The organism is Streptomyces sp. NPDC007346 (assembly GCF_040703535.1).
Classification (GTDB): Bacteria; Actinomycetota; Actinomycetes; order Streptomycetales; family Streptomycetaceae; genus Streptomyces.
In genome coordinates this window covers 46019-69264 of record NZ_JBEYKR010000005.1, presented here as the reverse complement: position 1 = coordinate 69264, position 23246 = coordinate 46019, and the positions used below count along the sequence as shown (strand labels likewise).

Here is a 23246-nt window from a genome sequence, read left to right as displayed (position 1 = left end):
CGAGCGACTACCGGACCGGCGACGCCGTCCGACAGGACGACCTCCCCAGCCCGCACACGCTCGCCGCGGGAATCGACCGCGACCGTGATGCGGTCATCGCCGGCCTGGCCCTCTCCGGGCGCACGGCCTTGGGGGTCCAGGTGCTCAGACCCGTTCCTGCGCCTTCACCTTCGTCGGCCGCTCCTCCCGTACGCGCGGCGTCCGGTGGTTCGGCAGCCACGCCAGCATCACCACGACCCCGACCAGCAGCACCCCGCACGCCGTACGGAACGCCGAGGCGTACCCGGCGGTGACCTCGGCCGGGTCCACGGAGCCGGCCGTACGGGCGGCGGCGACCGTGGAGAGCACCGCGAGGCCGAGCGCGCCGCCCATGGTGCGGGAGGTGTTGACCAGCCCGGAGACGAGTCCGGCGTCCCCGGGGGCCGCGCCGGAGGTGGCGAGGGTGGCCAGCGGGGTGGAGGCGAGACCGGCACCGGCCATCATCAGGACGCCGGGCAGGCAGATCGCGGTGAGGTAGGAGCCGTCGACGCCCATGGTGGACTGCCAGCCGAAGCCCGCGGCGGTGATCAGCACCCCGGCGGCGGCGAGGCTCTTGGCCCCCGTACGCACCATGAGGCGGGGCGCGATCTTGGAGCCGAGGATGACGGCGGCCGAGGTCGGCATCAGGGCGAGCCCGGCCTGCAACGGCGTGTAGCCCAGCACGTTCTGGGCGTAGACGGTCATGAAGTACCACATGGAGAAGGTCGCCGACCCCATGAGGAACATCGCCACGTTGGCCGAGGAGACCGCCCGTACGCCGAACACCCGCAGCGGGATCAGCGGAACCGCCGTCCGCGCCTCGACCAGGACGAACGCGGCCAGCAGCACCGCCCCGGAGAGCAGCGGTACGAGGGTGGCGGCGGCCGCCCAGCCCTCGGCCTCGGTCTGGACGATGCCGTAGGCCACGGTGGCGAGGCCCGCGGTGACCAGGACGGCGCCCAGCAGGTCGATGCGGCGGCGGTCGCCCGCCCGCCCCTCGGTGATCCACAGGGCGGCGGCGACCAGGACGAGGGCGCCGATGGGGACGTTGATGAGGAGGACCCAGCGCCAGGAGAGGGCGTCGGTGAGGACCCCGCCGATGAGCCCGCCGGCCGCGCCGCCGCCCGCGCCGACCGCCATCCAGGTCGCTATCGCCTTGGTCCGGGCGGGGCCCTCGGGCACGGCGGCCGTGAGGATGGTGAGGGTGGCGGGGGCCAGGACGGCGGCCCCGAGGCCTTGTGCGGCACGGGCGGCGAGGAGCTGCCAGCCCTCCTGGGCGAGGCCGCCCGCCAGGGAGGCGGCGGTGAAGACGCCGAGCCCGACGAGGAACATCCGCTTGCGCCCGTAGATGTCGGCGGCCCGGCCGCCCAGCAGCATGAAGCCGGCGAACGCGATCGAGTAGGCGTTGACGACCCACTGGAGCGCGCCGGCGCTCAGCCCCAGGTCGGCCCGCATGGAGGGCAGCGCCACGTTGACCACGGACACGTCGAGGACGACGAGGAACTGTCCCGTGCAGGCGGCGAGCACGACGGCCCACGCGCCGGTGGGTATACGGGAGCGGGAGGTACGGGTGGGCGCGGGTATCGGGACGTCTGCCATGACGGTCATGGTCGCAGGTACTGGATGCCCCGTACATCGGGTATCGGTCGGAGATCTCGGGTCCGGGCCGTCCTACGTCCGAAGTCCTGCTCCCTGGCCCTGGCCCTGGCTCCTGGTCCCCTGGCCCCGATCCTGGCCGGACCCGGACCCGCCCCTGGACCCGACCCCTGCCCCGGACCCGACCCTGGCCCCCGGCCGGCCGCAGCCCGGCCACCGCCACAGCCACCGCCACAGCCACCGGAACGGGGCCGGAGCAGAGCACCTCCGCTGCGGGAAAGCGGCCGGCCGGTGCTCTACGCGGGAGCCGTCCGCCGCGGCCTGTTCTCCGGCCGGAGCGAGTCCCACTCGAGGGGGCAGGAGCAGATCTGCACGGCGTACGAGCAGTCGTGGTCGCCGATCATCACGCTCCCGGCCGAGGACCCACCGGTGCGGGAGTGGTCTTCGCGGGCGAAGGCCAGGCGCATCAGGGGCGGGACGCGCAGGACGTGGCGGCCGTCGCGCATCACGGGCGTGAGCACGCGGAACGCCGTCAGCAGCTCCACCGAGTGTTCGATCGAGGGCACCGACCGGCGCAGGACGTGGGCGAGGTAGGGCACGGTGACGTCCGCGTCCCCCGCGCTGCTGATCTCCGCCAGCACCTCCCTGGCAGCCTGCGGCAGCCGGTCCGCGGCCCCGACGAGGTAGCGGCGGACGTCCAGGTGCGGGCCGCTCAGCTCTTCCAGGCGGCCCCGCTCGTCCGTCAGCCGGGCGGCGAAGTCCGCGAGGCTGCGGCCGGGCCAGGCGGTGATCCGGCTGCCGATCGCACGGATGGCGGTCGGCATCCCCTCGCACCTGGCCACGATGGCCGCCGCGGCGTCGGGCTCCCGCGCCGTCCTGTCCGTACCGATCATGTTGGCCAGCAGCCTGCGCCCGTCGGCCGCCGGCATCAGCCCCACCTCCAGGGAGGTCACCGCCCCCGGCAGGCCGATCATCCGCCAGCGGGAGGTGACGACGACCGCGTTGTCCACGCCCGCCGGCAGCAGCGGCAGCACCTCCTCCCGGCCGGCCGCGTCGTCCAGCAGCAGGAGGAAGCGCCGTCCGGCCGCCCAGCTCCGGAACATCCGGGCCAGGTCGTCGGTCCGCCCCGGCAGGGAGAGCCGGTCGTGGCCGACGGCGGCCAGCAGCTCCTTGAGCGTCTCGGCCGGGGGCTGCGCCGTACCGTCCTCCATGTGCAGGCTCGCCTTGAGCTGCCCGTCGGGGAAGTCCGCCCGCAGCCGGTGGGCCACCTGGAGCGCGATCTGGGTCTTGCCCATGCCCGGCGCCCCGGTCACCGTCACGATCCGGACCCCCGGCAAGGCACCGGTCTCGCGCAGGGCGCGTTCGATCCGGTCCAGCTCGTCCCGGCGACCGACGAAGTCCCCGATGGCCGGGGGCAGTTGGAACGGGGCGCTGACGGCTCCGGCCCGGGACGGCGCGCGGGTGGGCTCGTCATGTCCGGTCAGCACCCCGTTCTGGAGCTCGCGCAGACGGGCGGAGGGTTCGAGCCCCAGCTGTTCGGCCATGGCCCGGCGCAGCCGGGCGTACGCGGACAGGGCCTCGCCCCGCTGCCCGCAGCGCCTGGCCGCCGTCATGAGCTGGGCGCAGAACTCCTCGTGCAGGGGGTAGTGGTGGGTCAGGTCCCTGATCTCCTCCAGAAGGGACTGGTCCCCGCCCAGAGCCAGGTCGGCGGCGATGCGCTGCTCCAGCGCCTGGATCCTGAGGCGCTCCAGCCTCGCGGTCTGGGCGGCCAGGAGGGGCCCGGTCTCCACGCCCTCCAGCGGTGCGCCGCGCCACAACTCCAGGCTGCGGCGCAGGAGTACGGCGCTTTCGCCCGCCCGGCCCTGCGCGAGCGCCTCCCGCCCCTCGCGCAGCAGGGTCTGGAACTCCTGCACGTCCAGCCGGCAGCCCTGGAGCGGGAGCCGGTAGCCGTGCGGGTGGGTCTCCAGTAACTCCTGGCCCTGGACGGGGGGTTCGTCACCGCACAGGGTCTTGCGCAACTGGTAGACGTAGGTCTGCACGGTCTTGCGTGCCGTCTTGGGCGGTTGTTCGCCCCACAGCTCGTCGATCAGCAGCTCCATGGGAACGACGCGGTCCGCATGGGACAGCAGCAACGCCAGGACCCGGCGGGCCATCGGCGCGCTGGGTGTCCGCGGCTCACCGTTCACGCGTATTTCCATCGGTCCGAGAAGGGCAAAGTGCGGCATTCCGACGTCCTTACCTGTGGTCGGGCTCTGGTAGCACGACGAGCAGTCCGCGCGGACACACGTCCACGTCAGGTCGTTCCGTCCTCAGGCCACCCTGTCCCCGGGCCGCCCTGCCCCTGGGCCACTCTGTCCTTCGGAAGGGGCGGCAACCCACCCTTCCACTCCCCTCCCCGAGGACGGACAAAATCCCCGTACGCGGAAACGACTTCCCGATCTTGAGTGCGCAGCGTGTCCAAAAGGGAAAGACGGGTGGCGCAGAGCGACGTTCCTCGTCGTGGTCACGCCAACCTCGGCCTCGGCCCTCCCGGGGAACGGGAAAGCCCGTCCCCCGGGCGTGCGGAGGACGGGCTCTGCTCGGTGGGCGCCGTGCGGCGCGGTCCGCCCGCTACCGAGCGGGCTCGGCGGCGGGCTCGTTCGCGGGGCGGCGGGCGCCGCCCGCCACGAACAGCGCCAGGAAGGCCAGGGCGCCACCGATCCACAGCACGCTCGTGGTGCCGATGCCGTTGACGGCGAAGCCGCCGAAGAGCGCGCCCAGCGCGATGGACAGGTTGAACGCGGAGACGTACAGCGAGGTGGCCGCCTCGGTGGCCTCCGGTGCGGCGTCCATGATCCAGCTCTGGAAGGTGACCGGCACCGCGCCGTAGCCCAGCCCCCACAGCACCAGGACGGCGCCGGCGGAGAGGGCGTGGGTGTCGACGAGCGCGAGGAGGGACATGGCGGCGGTGAGGACCACCGAGATGCCCATGACGGTCCGCCTGAGGCTCTTGGTGATGAGGGCCCCGGCGATGAAGTTGCCGCAGATGCCGGCGGCTCCGAAGGTCAGCAGCAGCACGCCGATCGAGCCGGACCCGATCCCGTCGCCCTGGAGGACCGGCCGGACGAACGTGTAGGCCAGGAAGTGGCCGGTGATGACCAGGAAGGTGAGGGCGATACCGGTGCGGACACCGGCGTTGGTCCTGAAGACCTGCGGCAGGGCCGCGAACGAGATGGTCCGCTCGGCCGGGATCCTCGGCATGAGGAAGAGCATGCAGCCCAGGGAGACCAGTCCGAGGACGCCCACGGCGCCGAACGCCGTACGCCAGCCGCTGAGGTCGCCGAGGAGCGTCCCGATGGGCACGCCCAGGACGGACGCGGTCTCCACGCCGCCGAAGATGACGGCGGTGGCGCGGGCGACGTGCCTGGCCGGCACCAGGCGCAGGGCGATGCCGCCGGCGATGGACCAGAAGCCGCCGACGCTGATGCCGATCAGGAACCGGGCGACGAGGACCACCGTGAAGCCGGTGGCGAACGCGGAGGCCAGGTTGGCCGCCCCCATCAGGCCGATCAGGACCACCAGGACGATCCGGCGGTCGACACGACCGGTGGCCACGGTGACCAGGGGCGCGGAGACGGCGGCGACCAGGCCGGGCACCGTCACCATCAGACCCGCCGTGCCCTCGGAGACGTTCAGGGCGGTACCGACGGGGGTGAGCAGCCCCACGGGGAGCAGCTCGGAGGTCATCAGGGAGAAGATGCCCAGGGTCACCGCCAGCACGGCGAGCCAGCCCCTGACAGGTGAACGACCGGTGTCGGCGGAGACCCCGGTCTCGACGGTGGTCATGGCTGGGTCAGCCCTTCATCAGGAATCAGGACGGGGATCAGGAAGCAGGAGAACGGTTGACGGCATGCGGCGGGCGGCATGCGGCGGGCGGTGGCCGACAGGCAGGCAGCCACCGTCCGCGGACGACCTGCTCGTTACTCGGTGCCGGGCGTCTTGCGCGTGGTGACGTTCATCCGGTTCCAGGTGTTGACGGTGAAGATGAGCGCGATGAGCTGGGCGAGTTCCTTCTCCTCGAAGTGCCGCTCGGCCTCCTCGTACACCTCGTCCGGCACGCCCTCGGGCAGGAGGGTGACGGCCTCGGTCAGCGCCAGGGCGGCCCGCTCCGCCTCGGTGAACAGGCTCGACTCCTCCCACGCGGAGAGCTGGTAGATCCGCTCCTCCGACTCGCCGGCCTTGCGGGCGTCGGAGGTGTGGTAATCGATGCAGTACGCACAGCGGTTGAGCTGCGAGGAACGGATCTGCACCAGCTCCAGCAGGACGGGGTCGAGCCCTTCGCGGGCGGCGGCGTCGAGGGCGAGGACGGCCTTGAAGACCTTGGGGGCGACGGCGGAGAAGTTCATGCGCTGAGGAACCTGAAAAGTGGTCATGCATGGACCGTAGGCGTGGAAACGACCCCCGGTATGGTGCATTTCCATGGCAGAAACGTGGGTCAATGCTCCGGGCTCCGGAGGCTCGGGGACCGGGGGCGAGCAGTCCGCCGGAGCCGACTTCCACCTCGAACTCTCCGGTGCGGGAAGCCTGAGGGCCCAGCTCATGCACGCCCTGCGGGAGGCCGTCCGCTCCGGCCGGCTCGCGCCCGGCACACGCCTGCCGCCCTACCGCAGCCTCGCCGGTGACCTGGGCATCGCCCGCAACACCGTCGCCGCCGCCTACGCCGAGCTCGTGGAGGAGGGCTGGCTCACCGCCCGCCAGGGCTCCGGCACCCGGGTCGCCAGGCGGACCGCGCCGCTCCACCCCGGCCGGGCGCGCGGCCCGCAGCGCCCGACGCGCCGGCGCCTCCCGCACGACCTGATGCCCAGCTCCCCCGACGCGTCCGCCTTCCCGCGCGCCGCCTGGGTCACCTCCGTACGCGCGGCCGTCGCCGCCGCGCCCAACGACGCCTTCGGGGTGGGGGATCCGCGCGGCAGGGTGGAGCTACGCGAGGCCCTGGCGGAGTACCTGGCGCGGGCCAGGGGCGTACGGACCGAGCCCGACCGGATCATCGTCTGTTCCGGCTTCGCCCACGCGTTGGAGCTGCTGAGCGGCGTGCTGGACGGCACGGTCGCGGTGGAGTCGTACGGACTGGCCTTCCACCGTGGCGTCCTCGAGGAGGCGGGGCTGCGCACCGCGCCCCTGACGGTCGACTCGTACGGCGCCCGGATCGACGAACTGCCGGGCACCGGCGCCGGGGCCGTGCTGCTCACCCCGGCGCACCAGTTCCCCACCGGGGGCCCGCTGCATCCCGACCGCCGGACGGCGGTCATCGACTGGGCCCGTGCGCACGGCGGGGTGCTGGTGGAGGACGACTACGACGGGGAGTTGCGCTACGACCGGCAGCCGGTCGGCGCGGTCCAGGGGCTGGACCCCGACCGGGTCGTCCACATCGGCTCGACCAGCAAGAGCCTGTCCCCGGCGCTGCGACTGGGCTGGATGGTGGTTCCGGGGTGGCTCGTCGACGACGTGCTCGCCGTCAAGGGCCCCAGGGAGATGTGGTCCGGCGTCCTCGACCAGCTCACCCTGGCCGACTTCATCACCCGCGGCGCCTACGACCGGCATCTGCGCCGGATGCGGCAGCACTACCGGCGCCGCCGCGACCTGCTGACGGACATGATCGCCGAACGCGCCCCGCACATCAGGGTCAGCGGCATCGCCGCGGGGCTGCACGCCGTCCTCGAACTGCCCCGGAACACCGAGGAGGCGGCCCTGCGGGCGGCGCGGCGGCAGGGGCTGGCCCTGGAGGGGCTGCACGCCTACCGCCACCCCGACAGTGCGGTGGAGCCGCGCGACGGCCTGGTCATCGGGTACGGGACACCGCCGGACCACGCCTTCGCGGCGGCCCTGGACGCGCTGTGCCTGGCCCTGCCCGGTCCGCCGCCCGACGACCGGGGGCCCACGGCGCACCCGGGCCGTCGGGGCCTCGGCCGGCGGCCGGGCTGAGCCCCGGGCCGACGGTCTCGGCGGTCAGTTCGACACCCTTGCGAGGCCGTGGGCGGCGACGCCTGCCGCCGCCGGTCGCCCCGGTCCCACGCGACCGCGGGTGACGACGCCCGTGGCCGCCGGTCGCCCGGTGCCGCCCAGGAGCCTCGGTTCCACCCTGCCGCTCAGCATGGCGACGACGTGGGCGGCCGAGGCGAGCGTGGCGTGACGGTGCCACCCGGCGAACGACCGGCCCGAGAAGTCCCGGATGCCGACCCGGTCGGCGACCTCCGTGGTGTCCCGCTCCACCCGGCGGGCGTAGGAGGCCAGTTGGAGCAGTTCACCGACGCCCGACGTCGTCAGGTCGGTGAGCCACAGCTCGGCGGGCCAGTGGCCGCGCTCGGCGACCCCCATCAGCACCAGGGTGTCGTCGGGCCGTCCCTCGCACCGTGCGGGCGCGGGGGAGAGCCGGACCCGGACGGTGACGACCGGGCGGGGCGACGTGGGCCCTTCACCGGGCCGCCGCCCCGGCCGCCGCATGTGCCATACGAGCGACATGACCTGCTGGGCCGTCATGCTGACGCCCCGGTGCTGGTACCCCGGCTCCTCCACCGTCAGCCGCTGGGTGCCGCCGATGCGCAGCACCATCGGGGTGCCGGCGGCGCGCAGCCACCCGGCCACCGCGGCCACGTCCGTCTCCCGGGCGTCCATCACGACGGGCCTGACCGGCAGCCGCAGCTTCCTGATCAGCTCCTGGTACGCCTGGACCGAGCACCGGCCGAGGCTTTCGGGCACCTCGGTGTCGGGTATGTCGGTCTGACGGCGGTGGCCCCGGTCGGCCAGCCACCGGGGGGACAGTTGCAGCCGCCAGTTCTCCGGGCTGCTCCAGTCCGGTGCGGCCGCCCACACGCCCACCGCCTGCTGGGCGTTGACCACCTGGCCCAGCGCCGGGACGAAGCGCCGCTCCACCCCCACGGACGCCTCACCCGCCCTGCGGATGATCAGGGGGTGCACGACGTACGCCTGGGGCTGGGCGACCCGTTCCACGTACTGGGCCAGGGCCCGGCGCACCGGCGCCCAGTCCCAGGTGGAGCTGACGATGAAGTGGTGCAGGCTCTGTTCGATGGCGTCACCGCCGAAGAGCGCGGCGATGTTACGTATGGACTTGCGCCCCTCGGCCTCCAGCAGGCCCTGTAGGTAGGCCATGCCCTTGGTGCGCTGGTCGCGGCGGGGCATGGAGGCGAACAGTTCCGCTCCCAGGGCCGGAAGCAGCCCCTCGTGGGCCCAGCCGTACGGTCGGTGGCCGGCCACGGCTGGTCGTGGGCCTGCCCCGGTGGCGCGAACGGAGTGATCGAGCTGCGTGATCGTGTGTGTCATGCGTGGTCCCCCCGGCCGTTTGCGGTCTCGGATGAGACCTGTTCGGTGTGATGCGCGGGCCGGTGACCGGAGCAGTGATCCAGCCACCCCCCACGCCACGGAGGCTCACACGGGGTGGACAAGGCAGGGCCAATGGCTGGCAAACGCGCTGGTGACGGGGGTATCTCCGCGGGTGGGCGGTGCCTTCGCACGCCAGGGCGGCGAACATCGTCCGCCATTCGGACGCCCGCGCCGGGCGCCTGACTCGCCTCGGCCGCGCGGATCGGCGCCGCCCCATTCTCGCCCACCCGGGGCCGCTGGCCGCCCTCTTGACCATTCCCTGACCGGTTCTTGGCCCCCATGACCGAACCTGGGCCCGCACCCGCCCCGCACCGACCTGAGGAGGACCGGTCCCCCTTGACCCGGCCATCGAGCACCGCCCCGGCGCACCGCCTGTGGGAACCGGCGTCCGTCGTGCGCCTCAGGAACCTCACCGCCGAGCTGTCCCAGGCCCTGGCCACCGCGCGCTGGACGCCGTCGGAGCCGGAGGTCCGCGCCGCCGGCCTCCTGCTGAGGTCCGTCGCGGATGACGGCGTGTTCACCGGACAACGGATACGCGGCGTCCTCTGGGAGCGTTCGGCGGCCCTCACCCGGGTCGACGACGGCCGACTGGCCGGTCTGCTGGCCTCCTTGGCGCCCGTCGCGGACGAACCGGAGCTCCACGACGGGGCCCTCATGGCCGATATCCACGCCGTGCTGAACCGGGTCGCCGACCGGTACGGCACGCTTGCGGACACGAGGAGCACCGGGGTGCGTTGAAGGGAGCGGGACCGATGTCGGACATCGTGGTCGTAGGAGGAGGTTTCGCCGGGGTGTGGGCCGCGGCGGCCGCCGCCCGCCTGCTGGCCGGGAGGCGGCCGGGCGGGACGGAACACACGGTCCGTCTCGTGACTCCCGAGGACGACCTGGTGATACGCCCGCGTCTGTACGAGGCCGACCCGCACACCATGCGGGTGCCGCTCGACCGGATCCTGGCTCCGGCCGGTGTCCGCCGTACCGCCGCGGCCGTCACCGCGATCGATACCGGCCAAGGTGCGCTGACCGCCGTCGACCGCGCCGGCCGCTCGCGGGAGATCCCCTACGGCCGGCTGGTGCTGGCCACCGGCAGTCGTCTCGTACGGCCCGCGGTCACCGGTGCCGAACACCTCCACGATGTCGACACCCTGGCGGGCGCCACCGCGCTCGACGCCCATCTGCACGCCCTGGCGGAGCTCCCGGCGGCCGGGCCCGGCCGCTGGACGGCCGTGGTGGTCGGCAGCGGTCCGACCGGGCTGGAGGTCGCCACCGAACTGACGCGCCGGCTCCGCGCCGTCGCCGCCCCGCACGGCGCCGCCGGACGGGTCCGGGTCGTGCTGGTCGAGCGTGCCGGTACCGTCGGTGCCGCCCTGGGGCCGTCCGCCGCACCGGTGATCGCCGGCGCCCTGCGCGGCCTCGGCATCGAGACGCGCGCGGGCGTCACCGTGACCGGCCTGGCGGCCGACGCGGTCGTGCTGTCCGACGGTTCCCGGCTCCTGGCCCGTACGGCGGTGTGGACCGCGGGGTTCGAGGCCGCGGAGCCGGCCCGGCTGATCCCCGGCCGGCACGACGGGACGGGCCGCCTGGAGGTCGACGCGTTCCTCCGGGTCACCGGGGTCCCGGGGGTGTGGGCCGCGGGTGACGCGGCCACCGCCCCCACCGGGGACGGCCACCGCACGGTGCCCAGTTGCCAGTACGCGATCCCCCTGGGCAAGCTCGCGGGTCACAACGCCGCGGCCGGTCTTCTCGGGGTGGAGCCCGAGCCGTTCGCCCCCGGCCCGTACGTCACCTGTCTCGACCTCGGTGACGCCGGCGCCCTGTACACCACCGGCCGGGAACGTGCCGTGCACCTGACCGGGGACGAGGCCAAGAAGTACAAGCGCGCCATCACCGAGCAGTGGATCTACCCGCCGCTCGACGATGCCGCCGAGCTGCTGCGCCAGGCCGATCACCGGGTGCGCACCCGCAGGTCCGCCCCGGTGCCGGCGGCCCCCGCCGAGAGCGCCGGCCGGAGCGTACGGCACGATGGAGCGCCGTCGTAAGCCGGCCCGTCAGCCGGGCCCGCCCCACCTGGAGGACCCCGTGACCGCCGCCGCGTTCGCCGCCGTGCCCGAGCCGGAGATCGTCGCCGCGTTCGAGGCCGCCAAGGGCTTCATGCCGCTCCACGAGGGGCTCGCCCTGTACGCGGCCGCCGCCGAGGCCGGGGCGCTGGGGCTGCCCCTGCTGGAGGTGGGCACGTACTGCGGGCGCTCGACGGTCCTGCTGGCCGACGCGGCGCGCGCGGCCGGGGTGAGCGCCCTGACCGTGGACCACCACCGGGGCAGCGAGGAGCAGCAGCCGGGCTGGGAGTACCACGACCCGAGCGTGGTGGATCCCGAGGTCGGGCTGATGGACACCCTGCCGACGTTCCGCCGCACCCTGCACCGGGCCGGCCTGGAGGAGCACGTGGTGGCGCTCGTCGGCCGCTCCCCGCAGGTCGCCGCCGTCTGGGCCGGGCCGCTCGGGCTGGTCTTCATCGACGGCGGGCACACCGACGAGCACGCGAACGGCGACTACGAGGGCTGGGCCCCGCACGTCGCCCAGGGCGGACTCCTGGTGATCCACGACGTGTTCCCCGACCCGGCCGACGGCGGGCAGGCCCCGTACCGGGTGTACCGGCGGGCGCTGGCGTCGGGGGCGTTCACCGAGGTGTCCGCGACGGACTCGCTGCGGGTGCTGCGGCGCACGGACGCGGGGGTCTGAGCGCCGGTGCCCTTCCGGCGGTACGGATAACATCGCCGCGTGCCGTACGACGACAGCGTTCCCCCCACCCGCCGCCCCCGGCCCCGCCTCGTGGCCGCCGCACTGGCCGCGCTCTGCCTGACGGCGGTCGCCGGCTGCGGCGGCTCCCCTGACCCGGAGGAGACCGGCGCGGCCTCGCCCCGGCCGGGCGCGGAGGCCTCGGCCTCCATGACGCCCGACGCGCTCCCCTCCGCGACGCCCGACGCGACCCCCACCGCGACACCGACCGCGTCCGCCGCCGAGCCGCTGCCCCAAGGCCCCCTGACCGGCCGGACCGTGGTGATCGACCCGGGCCACAACCCCCGTAACCACGAGCACACCGAGGAGATCAACGCACAGGTCGACATCGGCACCGGGCGCAAGGAGTGCGATACGACCGGTACGTCCACGGACGCCGGTTACGCGGAGGCCCGGTTCACCCTCGATGTCTCGCACCGGCTGCGGGAGTTGCTCCGGGCGCAGGGGGCCCGGGTCCTGCTGACGCACGACGAGGACCGGCCGTTCGGGCCCTGCATCGACGAGCGGGCCCGGATCGGCAACGAGGCGAAGGCCGACGCGGTGGTCTCGGTGCACGCGGACGGATCGGCGGTGGGCAACCGGGGCTTCCATGTGATCCTGCCCGCGGCGGTGAAGGGCGGCGGGGCGGACACCTCGAAGATCGTGAGGAGTTCGGCCGATCTCGGGGCCCGTATCGCCGGGCACCTGGTCCGCACGACCAGAAGCGCGCCCTCCAACTACATCGGCGGCGGCACCGGTCTGGACACGCGTGACGATCTCGGCGGACTGAATCTGTCGACCGTGCCCAAAGTCTTCGTGGAATGCGGCAATATGCGTGACCCGGAGGACGCGGCCCTGCTCACCGACGCGAGTTGGCGGCAGAAGGCGGCCCAAGGGATGGCGGACGGCATCGCCGCCCACCTGAAGGGGTAGGTCTGCCCACCTGAAAGGGCGGGTCTGCGGGGATATCGAGGGGGATAACTGTTCAAGAAACGGGCACGGGCGCAACCCGCCCGGTCAGACGATAGATTCATCCGTACGATGGGGAGCCACCCCCGAGCTTCATGCCGTGCCCGCCGTACAGGCGGCAGCGACGACCGCCCCGACGAGACGACCGACTAAGGACCTTCACGTGAATATCCGCTCCCTCACTCGAGGCGACGGCGTGGTGATCGGAGCAGCGGTCGTGCTGTTCATCGCCTCTTTCCTCGACCTCTCCGGTTACGACTGCCCCTCCGGCGTGGACTGCTCGCGTTTCAACAGCCCGAACGCGTGGGACTCGCTCGGGCTCCTGATGAGCGTCTACCTCGCCGGCATCATCGGCGCGGCGCTGGTGATCGTCGGCCGGCTGACGCCCGGCCGCAAGGTCGCGGGGCTCGACATCGGCCAGTTCGGGGCCGCGTTCACCGTCTTCGCGCTGTGGACCGCCTTCTGGACGATCATCGACGTCAACAACGCCGGAGCCGGCCTGATCCTCGGCCTGCTGTCGGCCATCGTGCTCGCCGCGGGCACGATCGCCGGCCCGCTGATCCCCGCGCTCAAGGCCCCGCTCGCCGGTGCCCCGCGTCCGCCGCAGGCCGCGCAGCCGCCGTACGGCGCCCAGCCGAGCCAGGGCTACGGCTACCCGGGCGCCCAGCAGCCGCCCTACGGTGCCCAGCCGAGCCAGGGGTACGGCTACCCCGACGGCCAGCAGGGCCAGCCGGCCCAGGCCGACCCGGCGCAGGCGCAGGCGCAGGCCGCCCCGCAGGGCGGTGCGGCTCCGGCGGGCGACTTCACCCCGTTCTGGTTCGCCGTTCCGGTGGCCCGTCCGCTGTACGGCGAGGACGGCGCGCCGAACCCGATCGCCGAGCTGGCGCCGGGCACCTGGTACCTCGCGGTCGAGCAGCGCGGCCAGGGCCTCATCGCCCAGACCCAGGACGGCCGTCGCGGTGTGCTCCAGGACACGACGGGCATCCAGCGCGGCTGATCCCGTACCGATCCCGCAACGACAGCGGCCCCTCGCCCTTGTGGGCGGGGGCCGTTGCCGTACGTCGCTCGACGAGCAGGGGCTCAGCCGAACGACGACCGGTCCAGCCAGAAGTCCAGCAGCTCCGCGTCGCCGAGCACCTCGACCCGCTGACCGGTCGGCTCCAGGCGGCGGTTGAAGACGAGCATCAGGTCGGTCAGCGGGCCGCGCAGGGCGACCGTCGCCTTCTCGTGCGCGTGCCGCCAGGTGAAGCGCTCCTCACCGAACTCGATCAGCCACTCCGCCCCGGGCACGTCGGTGGCGTGCAGGTGCAACGAGCGCCCGCCGCCGCGCAGTTCGCCCGCCTCCGGGTCGCCGTCCTCCTGGGAGAAGGAGACGATCCGCAGCCACTCCTCGATGGTGTCGGCGGCGACCTCGGGGGCGAGCGTGTACGGGACCCGCGCGGCGAGCGCCGCGTCCGCCCGGTGCACCACCGTCTCGTGCGTCATGCGCCGCGCCCAGAACGCCGTACGCCGCTCCCACGCCCAGGTCCACACCTCGGCGTCCGGCCCGGCCTCGCGCAGCGCGGCGACGGTGGCGGCCGCCCCCTCGGCGAGCCAGGCGTCCAGCGCGGCCGGATCATCGCCCTCGGGCCCCTCGAACCCGGGCACCTTCTCCTCCGCCACCTCCTCGGTGGCCCGCCCCCGGACGATCTCCCCGACCCAGCGGTGCGCGCCGCCGACGTGCACGGCGAGCTGCCGCAGGTTCCAGTCGGGGCAGGTGGGGACGGTCGCGGTCAGGTCCGCGCCCTTCAGCGTCGAGCGCAGGGCGTCGGTCTGGGCCAGGATCTCGTCGCAGTAGCGGTCGTGGGAGAGAAGCGTCATGCCCGGGACCCTAGCCGGGGCGCGGAAGCGGATCACGTGAATAACCGGCCGTGCGCGGGCGGGCACAGGTCCGGCCATCCGGGTTTCACTCCGCGTAAAGCGGTAACCCGGACTCCATGTCCCCCAGAACCCGTACAGGCGGCAGTACAGCGGCGCGGATCATCGCGGCCGTGGCCGACATCCTGGCCTTCATCATCATTCTCTGGATCTTGATGTACCTGCTGGACGCCAACCGGAGCAACGATTTCGTGCAGTGGGTGCACGACGCCGCCACCTGGCTGGCCGGCTGGTCGTACGACCTGTTCACGTTCGACGCGGCCTGGGCCCGGGTCGTGGCCGGCTACGGTCTGGCGGCCTTGGTCTACCTGTTCATCGGGCACGCGGTGGCGGGCCGGATCCGCCGCTGACGCCGGACCGGCCGCACCTCTCGGGCCGCGGAGCGCTCAGCGGCCCGAGCACGCGGTGACCGCGCTCAGCGGCAGCAGTCCGGCTCCAGGCCGACCGGCAGCCGCTCGCCGCCGAAGACCGCGGTGGTCGCCTCGTCCCCCCCGAGGGCGGCCACCGCGAGCAGCAGGGAGCCCGCCGTCCAGGTGGTGAGCTCCTCGGGCCAGAAGGCCCGGTTGCCCTCGAAGACGTACCCCGTCCAGTACAGCCCGCCCTCGGCGCGCAGGTGTTGGATCGACTGGAGGATCTCCAGGGCCCGGTCCGACTCCCCCGTCATCCAGAGGGTGAGGGCGAGTTCGCAGCTCTCGCCGCCGGTCACCCAGGGGTTGGGCAGCACGCAGCGCACCCCGAGCCCGGGGACGACGAAGCGGTCCCAGCCCTCCTGGATGCGGGCGGTGGCCTCGCGGCCCGTGATGGCGCCGCCGAGGACCGGGTAGTACCAGTCCATCGAGTAGCGGCTCTTGTCGAGGAAGCGCTCGGGGTGGTCGCGGATCGCGTGGGCCAGCGCCCCGGTCGCCAACTCCCAGTCGGGCTGCGGCTCTTCGCGCCGCTCCGCGATGGCCAGCGCACAGCGCAGCGCCTGGTGGACGGAGGAGGAGCCGGTCAGCAGCGCGTCGTCGACCGGCGTGCCGTCGGCCTCCCGCTTCCAGCCGATCTGCCCGCCGGGCTGCTGGAGCCGCAGGACGAACTCGATCGCCGCGAAGACCGTGGGCCACATCCGGTCCACGAACGCGTCGTCCCCGGTGGCGAGGTAGTGGTGCCAGACGCCGACGGCCACGTACGCGCAGAAGTTGGTCTCGCGGCTGCGGTCGGTGGGCTGCTGGGCGTCGCCGTCGTGGTAGGCGGCGTACCAGGAACCGTCCGGGTTCTGGTGCCGGGCGAGCCAGTCGTAGGCGCGTTCGGCCGCCGCGTGCTCGCCCGCCGCGTCCAGCGCCATCGCGGCCTCGGTGTGGTCCCACGGGTCGAGGTGGTGGCCCCGGAACCACGGCAGGGCTCCGTCCTCGCGCTGGACGGCGGCGAGCGCGGCGACCGTCTCGGCGGCCTCGGCCGCGGTCAGGACGCCGGGGAGGACAAGGTGTTCGGTCTGTTCGGGAGTGCTCACGCCTCGGCCTTCGGAAGATGGGGCTTGGTGGCGTAGGCGACGAAGCTCTTGCCGACGACCGGGTTGAGGAGCTGCTCGGCGACCCGGGTCGCGAGCGGCTTCTTCATGATGTCCCAGACCAGCAGCTTGTGGTAAGCCCGCACCGGCAGCGCGCGGTCGTTGTCGACGCCGAACGCGCACTTCAGCCACCAGTACGGCGCGTGCAGGGCGTGGGCGTGGTGGGTCCCGTACGGCTTGAGCCCGGCCTCGCGGATGCGGGCCAGGAGCTGGTCGGCCTTGTAGATGCGGATGTGGCCGCCCTCGACCTCGTGGTAGGCGTCGGAGAGGGTCCAGCAGACCTTCTCGGGGCCGTAGCGCGGGACGGTGACGGCGATCCGGCCGCCCGGCTTGAGGACCCGGACCATCTCGGCGAGGACGCCCTTGTCGTCCGGGATGTGCTCCATGACCTCGGAGATGATCACGACGTCGAAGGAGCCGTCGGGGAAGGGCAGGTTGAGGGCGTCGCCCTCCATCGCGGTGGCGGTGGCGCCCTCGGGGGCCTCCCCGGCCTCCTTCATCGCGGCGAACCACTTGGCGACCTCGCGGATCTCCTCGCCGTTCTGGTCGAGGGCCACCACCTGCGCGCCGCGCCGGTAACACTCGAAGGCATGCCGGCCGGCACCGCAGCCCAGATCGAGCACTCGGTCGCCTGCGGCGAGCGGGAAGCGGGTGAAGTCGACGGTCAGCACAAGGGCCTGCCTTCGAGGTCGGAGGTACGGGTTCAGGAGAGCGGGACAGCGGTACGGGTTCCGGTCGGCGGGTCCGCCGTCACCCGCGGGCCCGCGCCCACCAGCGGGGCGAGCGTCACCTGCGGGCTCCGCGGGCGACGATCGCCTGACGGTACAGCTCGGCCGTTCCGGCGGCCGCCCTGGCCCAGGTGAAGTTGGCCAGCACCCGCTCGCGGCCCGCCGCGCCGAGCCGGGCGCGCAGCTCCGGGTCGGCCAGCAGCCGGGCCAGCGCCCCGGCCAGCGCGTCGGCGTCGCCGGGGGCCACGGCGAGGCAGGTCTCCCCGTCGCGGCCGGAGACCTCGGGGATCGCACCGCCGGTGGTGGCGACGAGCGGGGTGTCGGTGGCCATGGCCTCGGCGGCGGGCAGCGAGAACCCCTCGTACAGGGAGGGCACACAGGAGACCTGGGCGCTGCGCACGAGGTCGACCAGCTCGGCGTCGCTGATGCCCTTGACGAACTCGACGGCGTCGGTCAGCCCGTGCCGCTCTATGGCTCGGGCGACGGGCCCGTCCTCGGCGCGCTTGCCGACGACGACGAGGTGGGCGGCGGGGTTCTCCGTACGGAGTTTGGCGAGCGCGTCCACGAGGTGGACCAGGCCCTTGAGCGGGACGTCGGCGCTGGAGGTGGTGACGATGCGGCCGGGCACCTCGGCGACGGCGGGGTCGGGCGACCACAGGTCGGTGTCGGCGCCGATGTGGACGACGCTGATCCGGTCCGCGCGTACGCCCAGGTCCTCGACGATCTCGTCGCGGGAGGAGCCGGAGACGGTGAGGACGGCGGGCAGCTTGCGGGCGACCCGCTTCTGCATGCGGGTGAAGGCGTACCAGCGGCGCACGGAGGCGCGCCGGCGGCGGCTGGTGGCGGCGGCCAGGTCGAGCCTGCGGTCCACGGTGATGGGGTGGTGGATCGTCGTCACGAGCGGGGCCCCGAGGTCGCCGAGGAGCCCGTAGCCGAGGGTCTGGTTGTCGTGGACGACGTCGAACTCACCGCGCCGGGCCAGCAGGTGGCGGCGGGCACGGAGGCTGAAGGTGAGCGGTTCGGGGAAGCCGCCGGTCCACATGGTGGCGACCTCGGCGAGGTCGACCCAGTCCCGGTACTCGCGCCACTTCGGCGTACGGAACGGGTCGGGCTGCCGGTAGAGGTCGAGGCTGGGCAGCTCGGTGAGCGGAACGCCCTCGTCGAGCACCGGGTAGGGCTGCGCGCCGATCACTTCGACGCTGTGGCCCAGCCGCGCGAGCTCCCGCCCGAGGTGGCGGACGTACACGCCCTGGCCGCCGCAGTACGGGTTGCCCTTGTACGTGAGGAGCGCGATGCGCAGCGGCCGGTCACCGGCCCCGGCGGAGGAGCTGCTGTCGCCCGTGCGGGGGCCCGTCTCTATGGCCTCAGCGGTCACACTCGGCCCCCTTCTGACTGCGTGTTCGCCGGAGCGTAACCGGTAGCGCTAATCTAGAACAAGTTTCAGACTTGATCGTCGACGTGCACCGAATCTACCGGCAGGTAGCGTCGGTGTGACCGCCGGATCAGGTGATTCGCGCCACGACGGACGCCCTGGCATGCTGTGCGCGCCCGGCCGCATGGGCCTCGCCCACCCGGGTGCCGAACCAGAATCAAGAGACGCATCACGGATCGCGCATCACGGATCGTGAACGGGGACAGCATGACCACACACGGATCGTGCGGATCGTGGACGGGGGCAGCATGACCGCGGACGCCAGACCGGCAGCGCCTGTGCTGACCGAGCGGCAGGAGGCCCGTCGCCGCCGCATCCTGCACGCCAGCGCCCAGCTCGCCGGCCGCGGCGGGTTCGAGGCGGTGCAGATGCGGGAGGTGGCGGAGGCGGCCGAGGTCGCGCTCGGCACGCTCTACCGCTACTTCCCCTCCAAGATCCACCTGCTGGTCGCCACCATGCAGGACCAGCTCCAGCACATGCGCTCCACCCTCCGCAAACGCCCGCCGGCCGGGGACGACGCGGCCCAGCGGGTCGCCGAGACCCTGATGCGCGCCTTCCGCGCCCTCCAGCGCGAACCGCACCTCGCGGACGCCATGATCCGCGCCCTCACCTTCGCGGACCGCAGCGTGAGCCCGGAGGTGAACACGGTCTCCCGCCTCATGACGACGATCATCCTGGACGCGATGGGCGTGGAGCACCCGACCCCGGAGCAGCTCTCGGTGGTCCGGGTCATCGAGCACACGTGGCACTCGGCGCTGATCACGTGGCTGTCGGGCCGGGCGTCGATCGCCCAGGTCGGGATCGACATCGAGACGGTCTGCCGATTGATCGACCTGACGACGGAGCCGGGGCGGGGCTGAGGCGGGGCCGATGCGAGGCCGAGAACCCGCACGGAGCTACCGACGTGCCACGGAACCTTGGCTCCGCGTACACACGCCGAACGCCGCCGGACGCCGCCGAAGCCCGCGCCACAGGGTTCTCACGTCGTCGCCACAGGGCCGGCGGCCCCGGCCTCGTTCCTCACGCATGAGGGGTGAGGGAAAGGCTGAACGAGCCCTCGCCCACAGCCCCGTGGGGATACTCTGCGACATGCGATCACAGACGCAGAGGGGGAGCCGGTGCAGCCACTGACGAGCGACGATCCGCAGCAGGTCGGGCCTTTCCGCATCATCGAGTTGCTCGGTGCGGGTGGAATGGGCCGGGTCTATCTCGGCCGGGCCGCGGACGGGCGGACGGTGGCGGTGAAGACCGCGCGCCGCGAACTCGTCGACGGTGGGAGCTTCCGGAAGCGGTTCGCCCGCGAGGTGGCCGCGGCCCAACGGGTGGGCGGACCGTTCGTGGCACCGGTGGTCGACGCCGCTCCCCACGCCGATGTGCCGTGGATGGCCACCGAGTACGTGCCGGGCCTCTCTCTGAGCACCGTCGTGGCCCGCTACGGGCCGTTGCCCGAGGACGCCGTCGCGTCGCTCGCGTCCGGCGTGTTACAGGCCCTCTCGGCCGTCCACGCGCAGGGTCTGGTGCACCGCGACCTCAAGCCCTCCAACATCATCCTCACCTCCACCGGGCCACGCGTCATCGACTTCGGGATCGCGCGCTCCGCACTCGACACCGTCCTGACGACGGACGGCGCCGTTCTCGGCACACCCGGATTCATGGCACCGGAACAACTCACGATGGGCCCGGAGGTCACGGGGGCGGCGGACGTCTTCGCGTTCGGCGGCGTCCTCGTCTACGCGGCGACCGGCAACGGCCCCTTCGGAACCGCCCATCCGCAGGTCCTGATGTACCGCACCGCGCGCGACGCCCCCTGGTTGGACGGAGTACCCGAAGACCTGGCGCGCACAGCGAGGGCCTGCCTGAGCAAAGCACCGGATCGGCGACCCACGATCACGGCCCTCATGGCACACTTCGGCACACCCCACTTCGACAACTGGCTCTCGGGCCCTCTCGACGCGGAGTTACGCCGGCTCTTCGCGCGGCTGAACGACCCCAGGGCCGCGTTCGCGCTGCGGACCGAGAGCGATCGTCCTTCTCCCGGCGCCTTCGAGGCCGCAGGGGTACGCGCCGTCCCGGACGGCCTGAAGGCCCCCGAGGGCGCGTCCGTCACGGGCGGGAAGGGCCCTGCTCCTTCCGGCCCCGCACCGGAGCCGCAAGCCCCGGTGCGGTCAGCGCCCCCTTCGGCCCCACCGGCCTCTTCGAGGACGAGCCGGCGCAGTGTGCTGGCCGCGCTCTCCTTCGCCGGGATCGCGGCCGGAGGCGGGACGCTCACCTGGGCCCTGTGGCCCAAGGGCACGCGGGACGGCACGGACTCCGACAAGCCCGCGTCCACCGGCACCGCCAAGCCGGCCTTCGAGTTGCCGAGTGGCCAACGGAAGATCGACGCGGTGATGCCGTTGCCGGACGTCCCGGACCCGGACGCGCCGAGCGACTACTGGCTGTTCGCCGGCGACCGCTACCTCCGGGTTCGCATCTCCCCCGGGGCCTACCCCGTGCTCGAGAACCTGAAGGGGCCCACCGAGCTGGCCGAGTGGACGAAAACCCTTGGGGGGCTGCCGGGGTTCCAGAAGGGAATCGACGCCGTGCTGCGCGTTCCGGACGAGTCCGGTCGGCACTCGGACAAGCCCAGTCAGTACTGGGTCTTCTCCCGGGACCAGTACATCCGCATGGAGGTAGCTCCCGAGGGGAGGTACGGCGACACGCTGAAGGCGGGCCCCGAACCCATCGGCGACTGGACCGATGCCTTCGAGGGGCTTCCTTGGGGCACCGGCATCGATGCGATCGTTCCGGTGCCGGACGACCCGTACCAGGTCTGGGTGTTCTCAGGCGACAAATACGTCCGGACGCGGCTGAACGCCGACGGGGAGCCGGGGGGCTCGGCCCAGTTGGGTCAGAGCATCACCTCCGGGTGGTCGGGCTCCATGGGCTCGACCGCAGGGTTCGACAGGCGGATCGACGCGGCGATTCCCCTGCCGGGTGATCGGAACACGTACTGGGTGTTCTCCGGGGCGCAGTACATGAAGATCCACGTAACCGACAAGAAGTACACCGACACGGTGCTCCAGGAGCCCAGGACTCTCCGCACCGAGCCCATGTGATGAGCGGTGGCCTCCGGCCCCTGCCCACGACGCACCCGGGGCTCCGCGCCCGCCGCCTGGCCCGTACACCGCGGTACGAAGAGCCTCACCCCTGCTCCTCGGCTGGTTCTCGGCGACGACGCGAGCGGTCCGCCGCCCCGGGGAGGGGTGCTACGTCCCGGTAGAGTGGGCAGGTCGTCACCATGCCCGTACAGGGGGAAGCCGGTGCGCGTCCGGCGCCGGTCCCAGCCGTGAGCCGTCCGCCCGACGGCAGCCGGAACGCCCTGTCCGCGGAGCGTGCGCGGCCGGGGGCTGTGTGACCACGGGCCCCACGGTCACCGGAGGCCCGGTGGCCCAGGGTCACCGGAACCCCGGTGGCCGGCACCGTCGAGGTATACGGGGCCGGAGCCCGGTGCCCTCGTGCGCCCGGGAGGACCGGCCCCCGCAGGAGAGGCACAGCCCGCCATGACCGTACGCCGCAGCGCAGCCGCGCTCGCGACCACCGCCGTTCTGCTGGGCGCGGCCGCACCCGTCGCGGTCGCACCCGCCGCGGTCGCCGCGCCGAGCCCGTCCCCTTCGGCCGAGCTGCCGCTCGGGCTCTACGGGACGACGGACCCCACGTACGACGGGGTGTGGCGGCAGTCGCTGGCCTTCCTCGCCCAGAAGATCGAGTACGTCACGCCGTCGAAGCAGGCCGTGGACTGGCTGCTGGAGCAGCAGTGCGACAGCGGCGCGTTCACCTCCTTCCGGGACGCCTCCGTGCCGTGCGACGCGTCGACCGTGATGGACACCAACGCCACGGCCGCCGCCGTGCAGGCGCTCGTCGAGCTGGGCCAGCACCCCGACGCCGCGAACAACGGGGCCGACTGGCTGAAGTCCGTCCAGAACGAGGACGGCGGCTGGGGGTACAACCCGGGCAGCCCCAGCGACGCCAACTCCACCTCCGTCGTGATCGGCGCCCTCGCCCGTACGGGCGTCCCGATCAGCGAGCTCACCACCTCCGACGGCAAGACCCCGTACACCGCGCTCCAGGCCCTGGCCATCCCGTGCGGCAAGGAGGACGGCGGCGCCTTCGCCTACCAGCCCGGCAAGAAGGGCGAGCTCGTCGCCAACACCGACGCGTCGGCCGCCGCCGTGCTCGGGCTGATGGGCAAGGGCATGGCCGTGGGCAACGCCAACGCGGTCAAGGACCCCGTCTGCCGCAAGGGCGACGACCTCACCGCCGAGGAGAGCGCGCAGAACGGCGCCCACTACCTAGCCGCCGCACTGGCCGCCTCCCCCTACGTGGAGCAGCCCCCGATGCCGGGCGCCGAGGAGAGCGAACCGCAGCCCGACTTCGGCAACACGGCGGACGCGGTCGTCGCCCTCGCCGCCTCCGGGCACAAGGACAAGGCCGCCGCCTCGGTGGAGTGGCTGGAGAAGAACTCCCAGGCCTGGGCTCAGCAGGGCGGGCCCGCCGCGACCGCGCAGCTGATCTTCGCGGCGCACGCCACCGACGCCGACGCCCGCGGCTTCGGCGGGGTCGACCTGGTCAAGCAGCTCAACGCGACCGGCCCCGCCCCGGCCGCGACCGCGGCGCCCTCCCAGACGCCGAGCGGTGCGCAGCCCTCCAGCGGCACCAGCAGCGACGACGGCGGGCTCGGCCTGGGGTGGCTGATCGGTATCGGTCTGGTGGTGGGCGCGGGCATCGGCTTCCTGCTCAGCATGCGCCGGAAGAAGCAGCAGCCGTGACGCGTACGGGGCCTGTCGGTGCCGGACGCCCGGGGCCTGTCGATGTGGGACGTCCGGAGCTGGACCGTGCACGGCGTACCCGGTCT

Annotated in this window: 19 protein-coding genes; 10 read left to right on the top strand and 9 right to left on the bottom strand. The window is 73.2% G+C overall.

Annotated elements, in window-relative coordinates:
- Positions 1-144: 144 nt before the first annotated feature.
- From AB0917_RS03055 to AB0917_RS03040, 4 genes are all read right to left on the bottom strand, one after another.
- A complete protein-coding gene (locus tag AB0917_RS03055) occupies positions 145-1626 on the bottom strand; it encodes an MFS transporter (RefSeq protein WP_366817690.1) in 1482 nt (493 codons plus the stop codon).
- Between the two features lie 284 nt (positions 1627-1910).
- Positions 1911-3800, bottom strand: coding sequence for a BTAD domain-containing putative transcriptional regulator (locus AB0917_RS03050; protein ID WP_366817689.1), 1890 nt, complete (start codon positions 3798-3800; stop codon positions 1911-1913).
- A 424-nt stretch (positions 3801-4224) separates the two neighbouring features.
- Positions 4225-5439: an MFS transporter gene (locus AB0917_RS03045; protein WP_366817688.1), complete on the bottom strand. Its 1215-nt coding sequence runs from the start codon at positions 5437-5439 to the stop codon at positions 4225-4227.
- A gap of 134 nt (positions 5440-5573) precedes the next feature.
- Positions 5574-6026 carry a carboxymuconolactone decarboxylase family protein gene (locus tag AB0917_RS03040; protein WP_366817687.1) on the bottom strand — a complete coding sequence of 151 codons (453 nt, stop codon included), beginning with the start codon at positions 6024-6026 and terminating at the stop codon, positions 5574-5576.
- A 46-nt stretch (positions 6027-6072) separates the two neighbouring features.
- On the opposite strand from AB0917_RS03040, the gene AB0917_RS03035 reads away from it, so the two are divergent.
- Positions 6073-7575 (top strand): PLP-dependent aminotransferase family protein, encoded by a 1503-nt coding sequence (locus AB0917_RS03035; protein ID WP_366817686.1) that lies wholly within the window; start codon positions 6073-6075, stop codon positions 7573-7575.
- Positions 7576-7599: 24 nt separating this feature from the next.
- Here the strand turns inward: AB0917_RS03035 and AB0917_RS03030 are convergent, their stop codons facing one another.
- The gene (locus tag AB0917_RS03030) at positions 7600-8865 is read right to left on the bottom strand and encodes a transposase (RefSeq protein WP_366817685.1); all 1266 of its coding nucleotides are present in this window, start codon (positions 8863-8865) and stop codon (positions 7600-7602) included.
- A gap of 462 nt (positions 8866-9327) precedes the next feature.
- Between AB0917_RS03030 and AB0917_RS03025 the strand changes: the two genes are divergently transcribed.
- From AB0917_RS03025 to AB0917_RS03005, 5 genes are all read left to right on the top strand, one after another.
- Positions 9328-9729, top strand: coding sequence for a hypothetical protein (locus tag AB0917_RS03025; protein ID WP_366817684.1), 402 nt, complete (start codon positions 9328-9330; stop codon positions 9727-9729).
- 14 nt (positions 9730-9743) lie between these two features.
- A complete protein-coding gene (locus AB0917_RS03020) occupies positions 9744-11027 on the top strand; it encodes an FAD-dependent oxidoreductase (protein ID WP_366817683.1) in 1284 nt (427 codons plus the stop codon).
- A gap of 112 nt (positions 11028-11139) precedes the next feature.
- Positions 11140-11727, top strand: coding sequence for a class I SAM-dependent methyltransferase (locus tag AB0917_RS03015; protein WP_366817738.1), 588 nt, complete (start codon positions 11140-11142; stop codon positions 11725-11727).
- Between the two features lie 39 nt (positions 11728-11766).
- Entirely contained in the window at positions 11767-12696 is a 930-nt protein-coding gene (locus tag AB0917_RS03010) for an N-acetylmuramoyl-L-alanine amidase (RefSeq protein ID WP_366817682.1), read from the top strand.
- Positions 12697-12895: 199 nt separating this feature from the next.
- The gene (locus AB0917_RS03005; RefSeq protein ID WP_366817681.1) at positions 12896-13729 is read left to right on the top strand and encodes a hypothetical protein; all 834 of its coding nucleotides are present in this window, start codon (positions 12896-12898) and stop codon (positions 13727-13729) included.
- An 83-nt stretch (positions 13730-13812) separates the two neighbouring features.
- On the opposite strand, the gene AB0917_RS03000 is transcribed toward AB0917_RS03005, so the two are convergent.
- Positions 13813-14592 (bottom strand): maleylpyruvate isomerase family mycothiol-dependent enzyme, encoded by a 780-nt coding sequence (locus tag AB0917_RS03000; protein WP_366817680.1) that lies wholly within the window; start codon positions 14590-14592, stop codon positions 13813-13815.
- Positions 14593-14708: 116 nt separating this feature from the next.
- Here AB0917_RS03000 and AB0917_RS02995 point away from each other — a divergent pair, with 116 nt between their 5' ends.
- Positions 14709-14999, top strand: coding sequence for a hypothetical protein (locus tag AB0917_RS02995; protein ID WP_366817679.1), 291 nt, complete (start codon positions 14709-14711; stop codon positions 14997-14999).
- A 65-nt stretch (positions 15000-15064) separates the two neighbouring features.
- Here the strand turns inward: AB0917_RS02995 and AB0917_RS02990 are convergent, their stop codons facing one another.
- The 3 genes from AB0917_RS02990 to AB0917_RS02980 all read right to left on the bottom strand — a co-directional run bounded on the left by AB0917_RS02990 (position 15065) and on the right by AB0917_RS02980 (position 18298).
- A complete protein-coding gene (locus AB0917_RS02990) occupies positions 15065-16138 on the bottom strand; it encodes a prenyltransferase (protein ID WP_366817678.1) in 1074 nt (357 codons plus the stop codon).
- Positions 16135-16866, bottom strand: coding sequence for a class I SAM-dependent methyltransferase (locus AB0917_RS02985; RefSeq protein ID WP_366817677.1), 732 nt, complete (start codon positions 16864-16866; stop codon positions 16135-16137). Before AB0917_RS02985 ends, AB0917_RS02990 begins: the two co-directional genes overlap by 4 nt.
- A 115-nt stretch (positions 16867-16981) precedes the next feature.
- Positions 16982-18298: a glycosyltransferase family 4 protein gene (locus AB0917_RS02980; RefSeq protein ID WP_366817676.1), complete on the bottom strand. Its 1317-nt coding sequence runs from the start codon at positions 18296-18298 to the stop codon at positions 16982-16984.
- A 305-nt stretch (positions 18299-18603) separates the two neighbouring features.
- On the opposite strand from AB0917_RS02980, the gene AB0917_RS02975 reads away from it, so the two are divergent.
- From AB0917_RS02975 to AB0917_RS02965, 3 genes are all read left to right on the top strand, one after another.
- Complete coding sequence (locus tag AB0917_RS02975) at positions 18604-19215, top strand: TetR family transcriptional regulator (protein ID WP_366817675.1); 612 nt, start codon at positions 18604-18606, stop codon at positions 19213-19215.
- Between the two features lie 258 nt (positions 19216-19473).
- Positions 19474-21450 carry a protein kinase gene (locus AB0917_RS02970; RefSeq protein WP_366817674.1) on the top strand — a complete coding sequence of 659 codons (1977 nt, stop codon included), beginning with the start codon at positions 19474-19476 and terminating at the stop codon, positions 21448-21450.
- A 444-nt stretch (positions 21451-21894) separates the two neighbouring features.
- Positions 21895-23160, top strand: coding sequence for a prenyltransferase/squalene oxidase repeat-containing protein (locus AB0917_RS02965; protein WP_366817673.1), 1266 nt, complete (start codon positions 21895-21897; stop codon positions 23158-23160).
- Positions 23161-23246: the final 86 nt, after the last annotated feature.

Excerpts from the sequence above, each read along its gene's own strand:
- AB0917_RS03055 (WP_366817690.1), bottom strand. The coding sequence starts at position 1,626 with ATGACCGTCATGGCAGACGTCCCGATACCCGCGCCCACCCGTACCTCC.
- AB0917_RS03045 (WP_366817688.1), bottom strand. The coding sequence starts at position 5,439 with ATGACCACCGTCGAGACCGGGGTCTCCGCCGACACCGGTCGTTCACCT.
- AB0917_RS03040 (WP_366817687.1), bottom strand. The coding sequence starts at position 6,026 with ATGACCACTTTTCAGGTTCCTCAGCGCATGAACTTCTCCGCCGTCGCC.
- AB0917_RS03035 (WP_366817686.1), top strand. The coding sequence starts at position 6,073 with ATGGCAGAAACGTGGGTCAATGCTCCGGGCTCCGGAGGCTCGGGGACC.
- AB0917_RS03020 (WP_366817683.1), top strand. The coding sequence starts at position 9,744 with ATGTCGGACATCGTGGTCGTAGGAGGAGGTTTCGCCGGGGTGTGGGCC.
- AB0917_RS03015 (WP_366817738.1), top strand. The coding sequence starts at position 11,140 with ATGCCGCTCCACGAGGGGCTCGCCCTGTACGCGGCCGCCGCCGAGGCC.
- AB0917_RS03000 (WP_366817680.1), bottom strand. The coding sequence starts at position 14,592 with ATGACGCTTCTCTCCCACGACCGCTACTGCGACGAGATCCTGGCCCAG.
- AB0917_RS02995 (WP_366817679.1), top strand. The coding sequence starts at position 14,709 with ATGTCCCCCAGAACCCGTACAGGCGGCAGTACAGCGGCGCGGATCATC.
- AB0917_RS02975 (WP_366817675.1), top strand. The coding sequence starts at position 18,604 with ATGACCGCGGACGCCAGACCGGCAGCGCCTGTGCTGACCGAGCGGCAG.
- AB0917_RS02965 (WP_366817673.1), top strand. The coding sequence starts at position 21,895 with ATGACCGTACGCCGCAGCGCAGCCGCGCTCGCGACCACCGCCGTTCTG.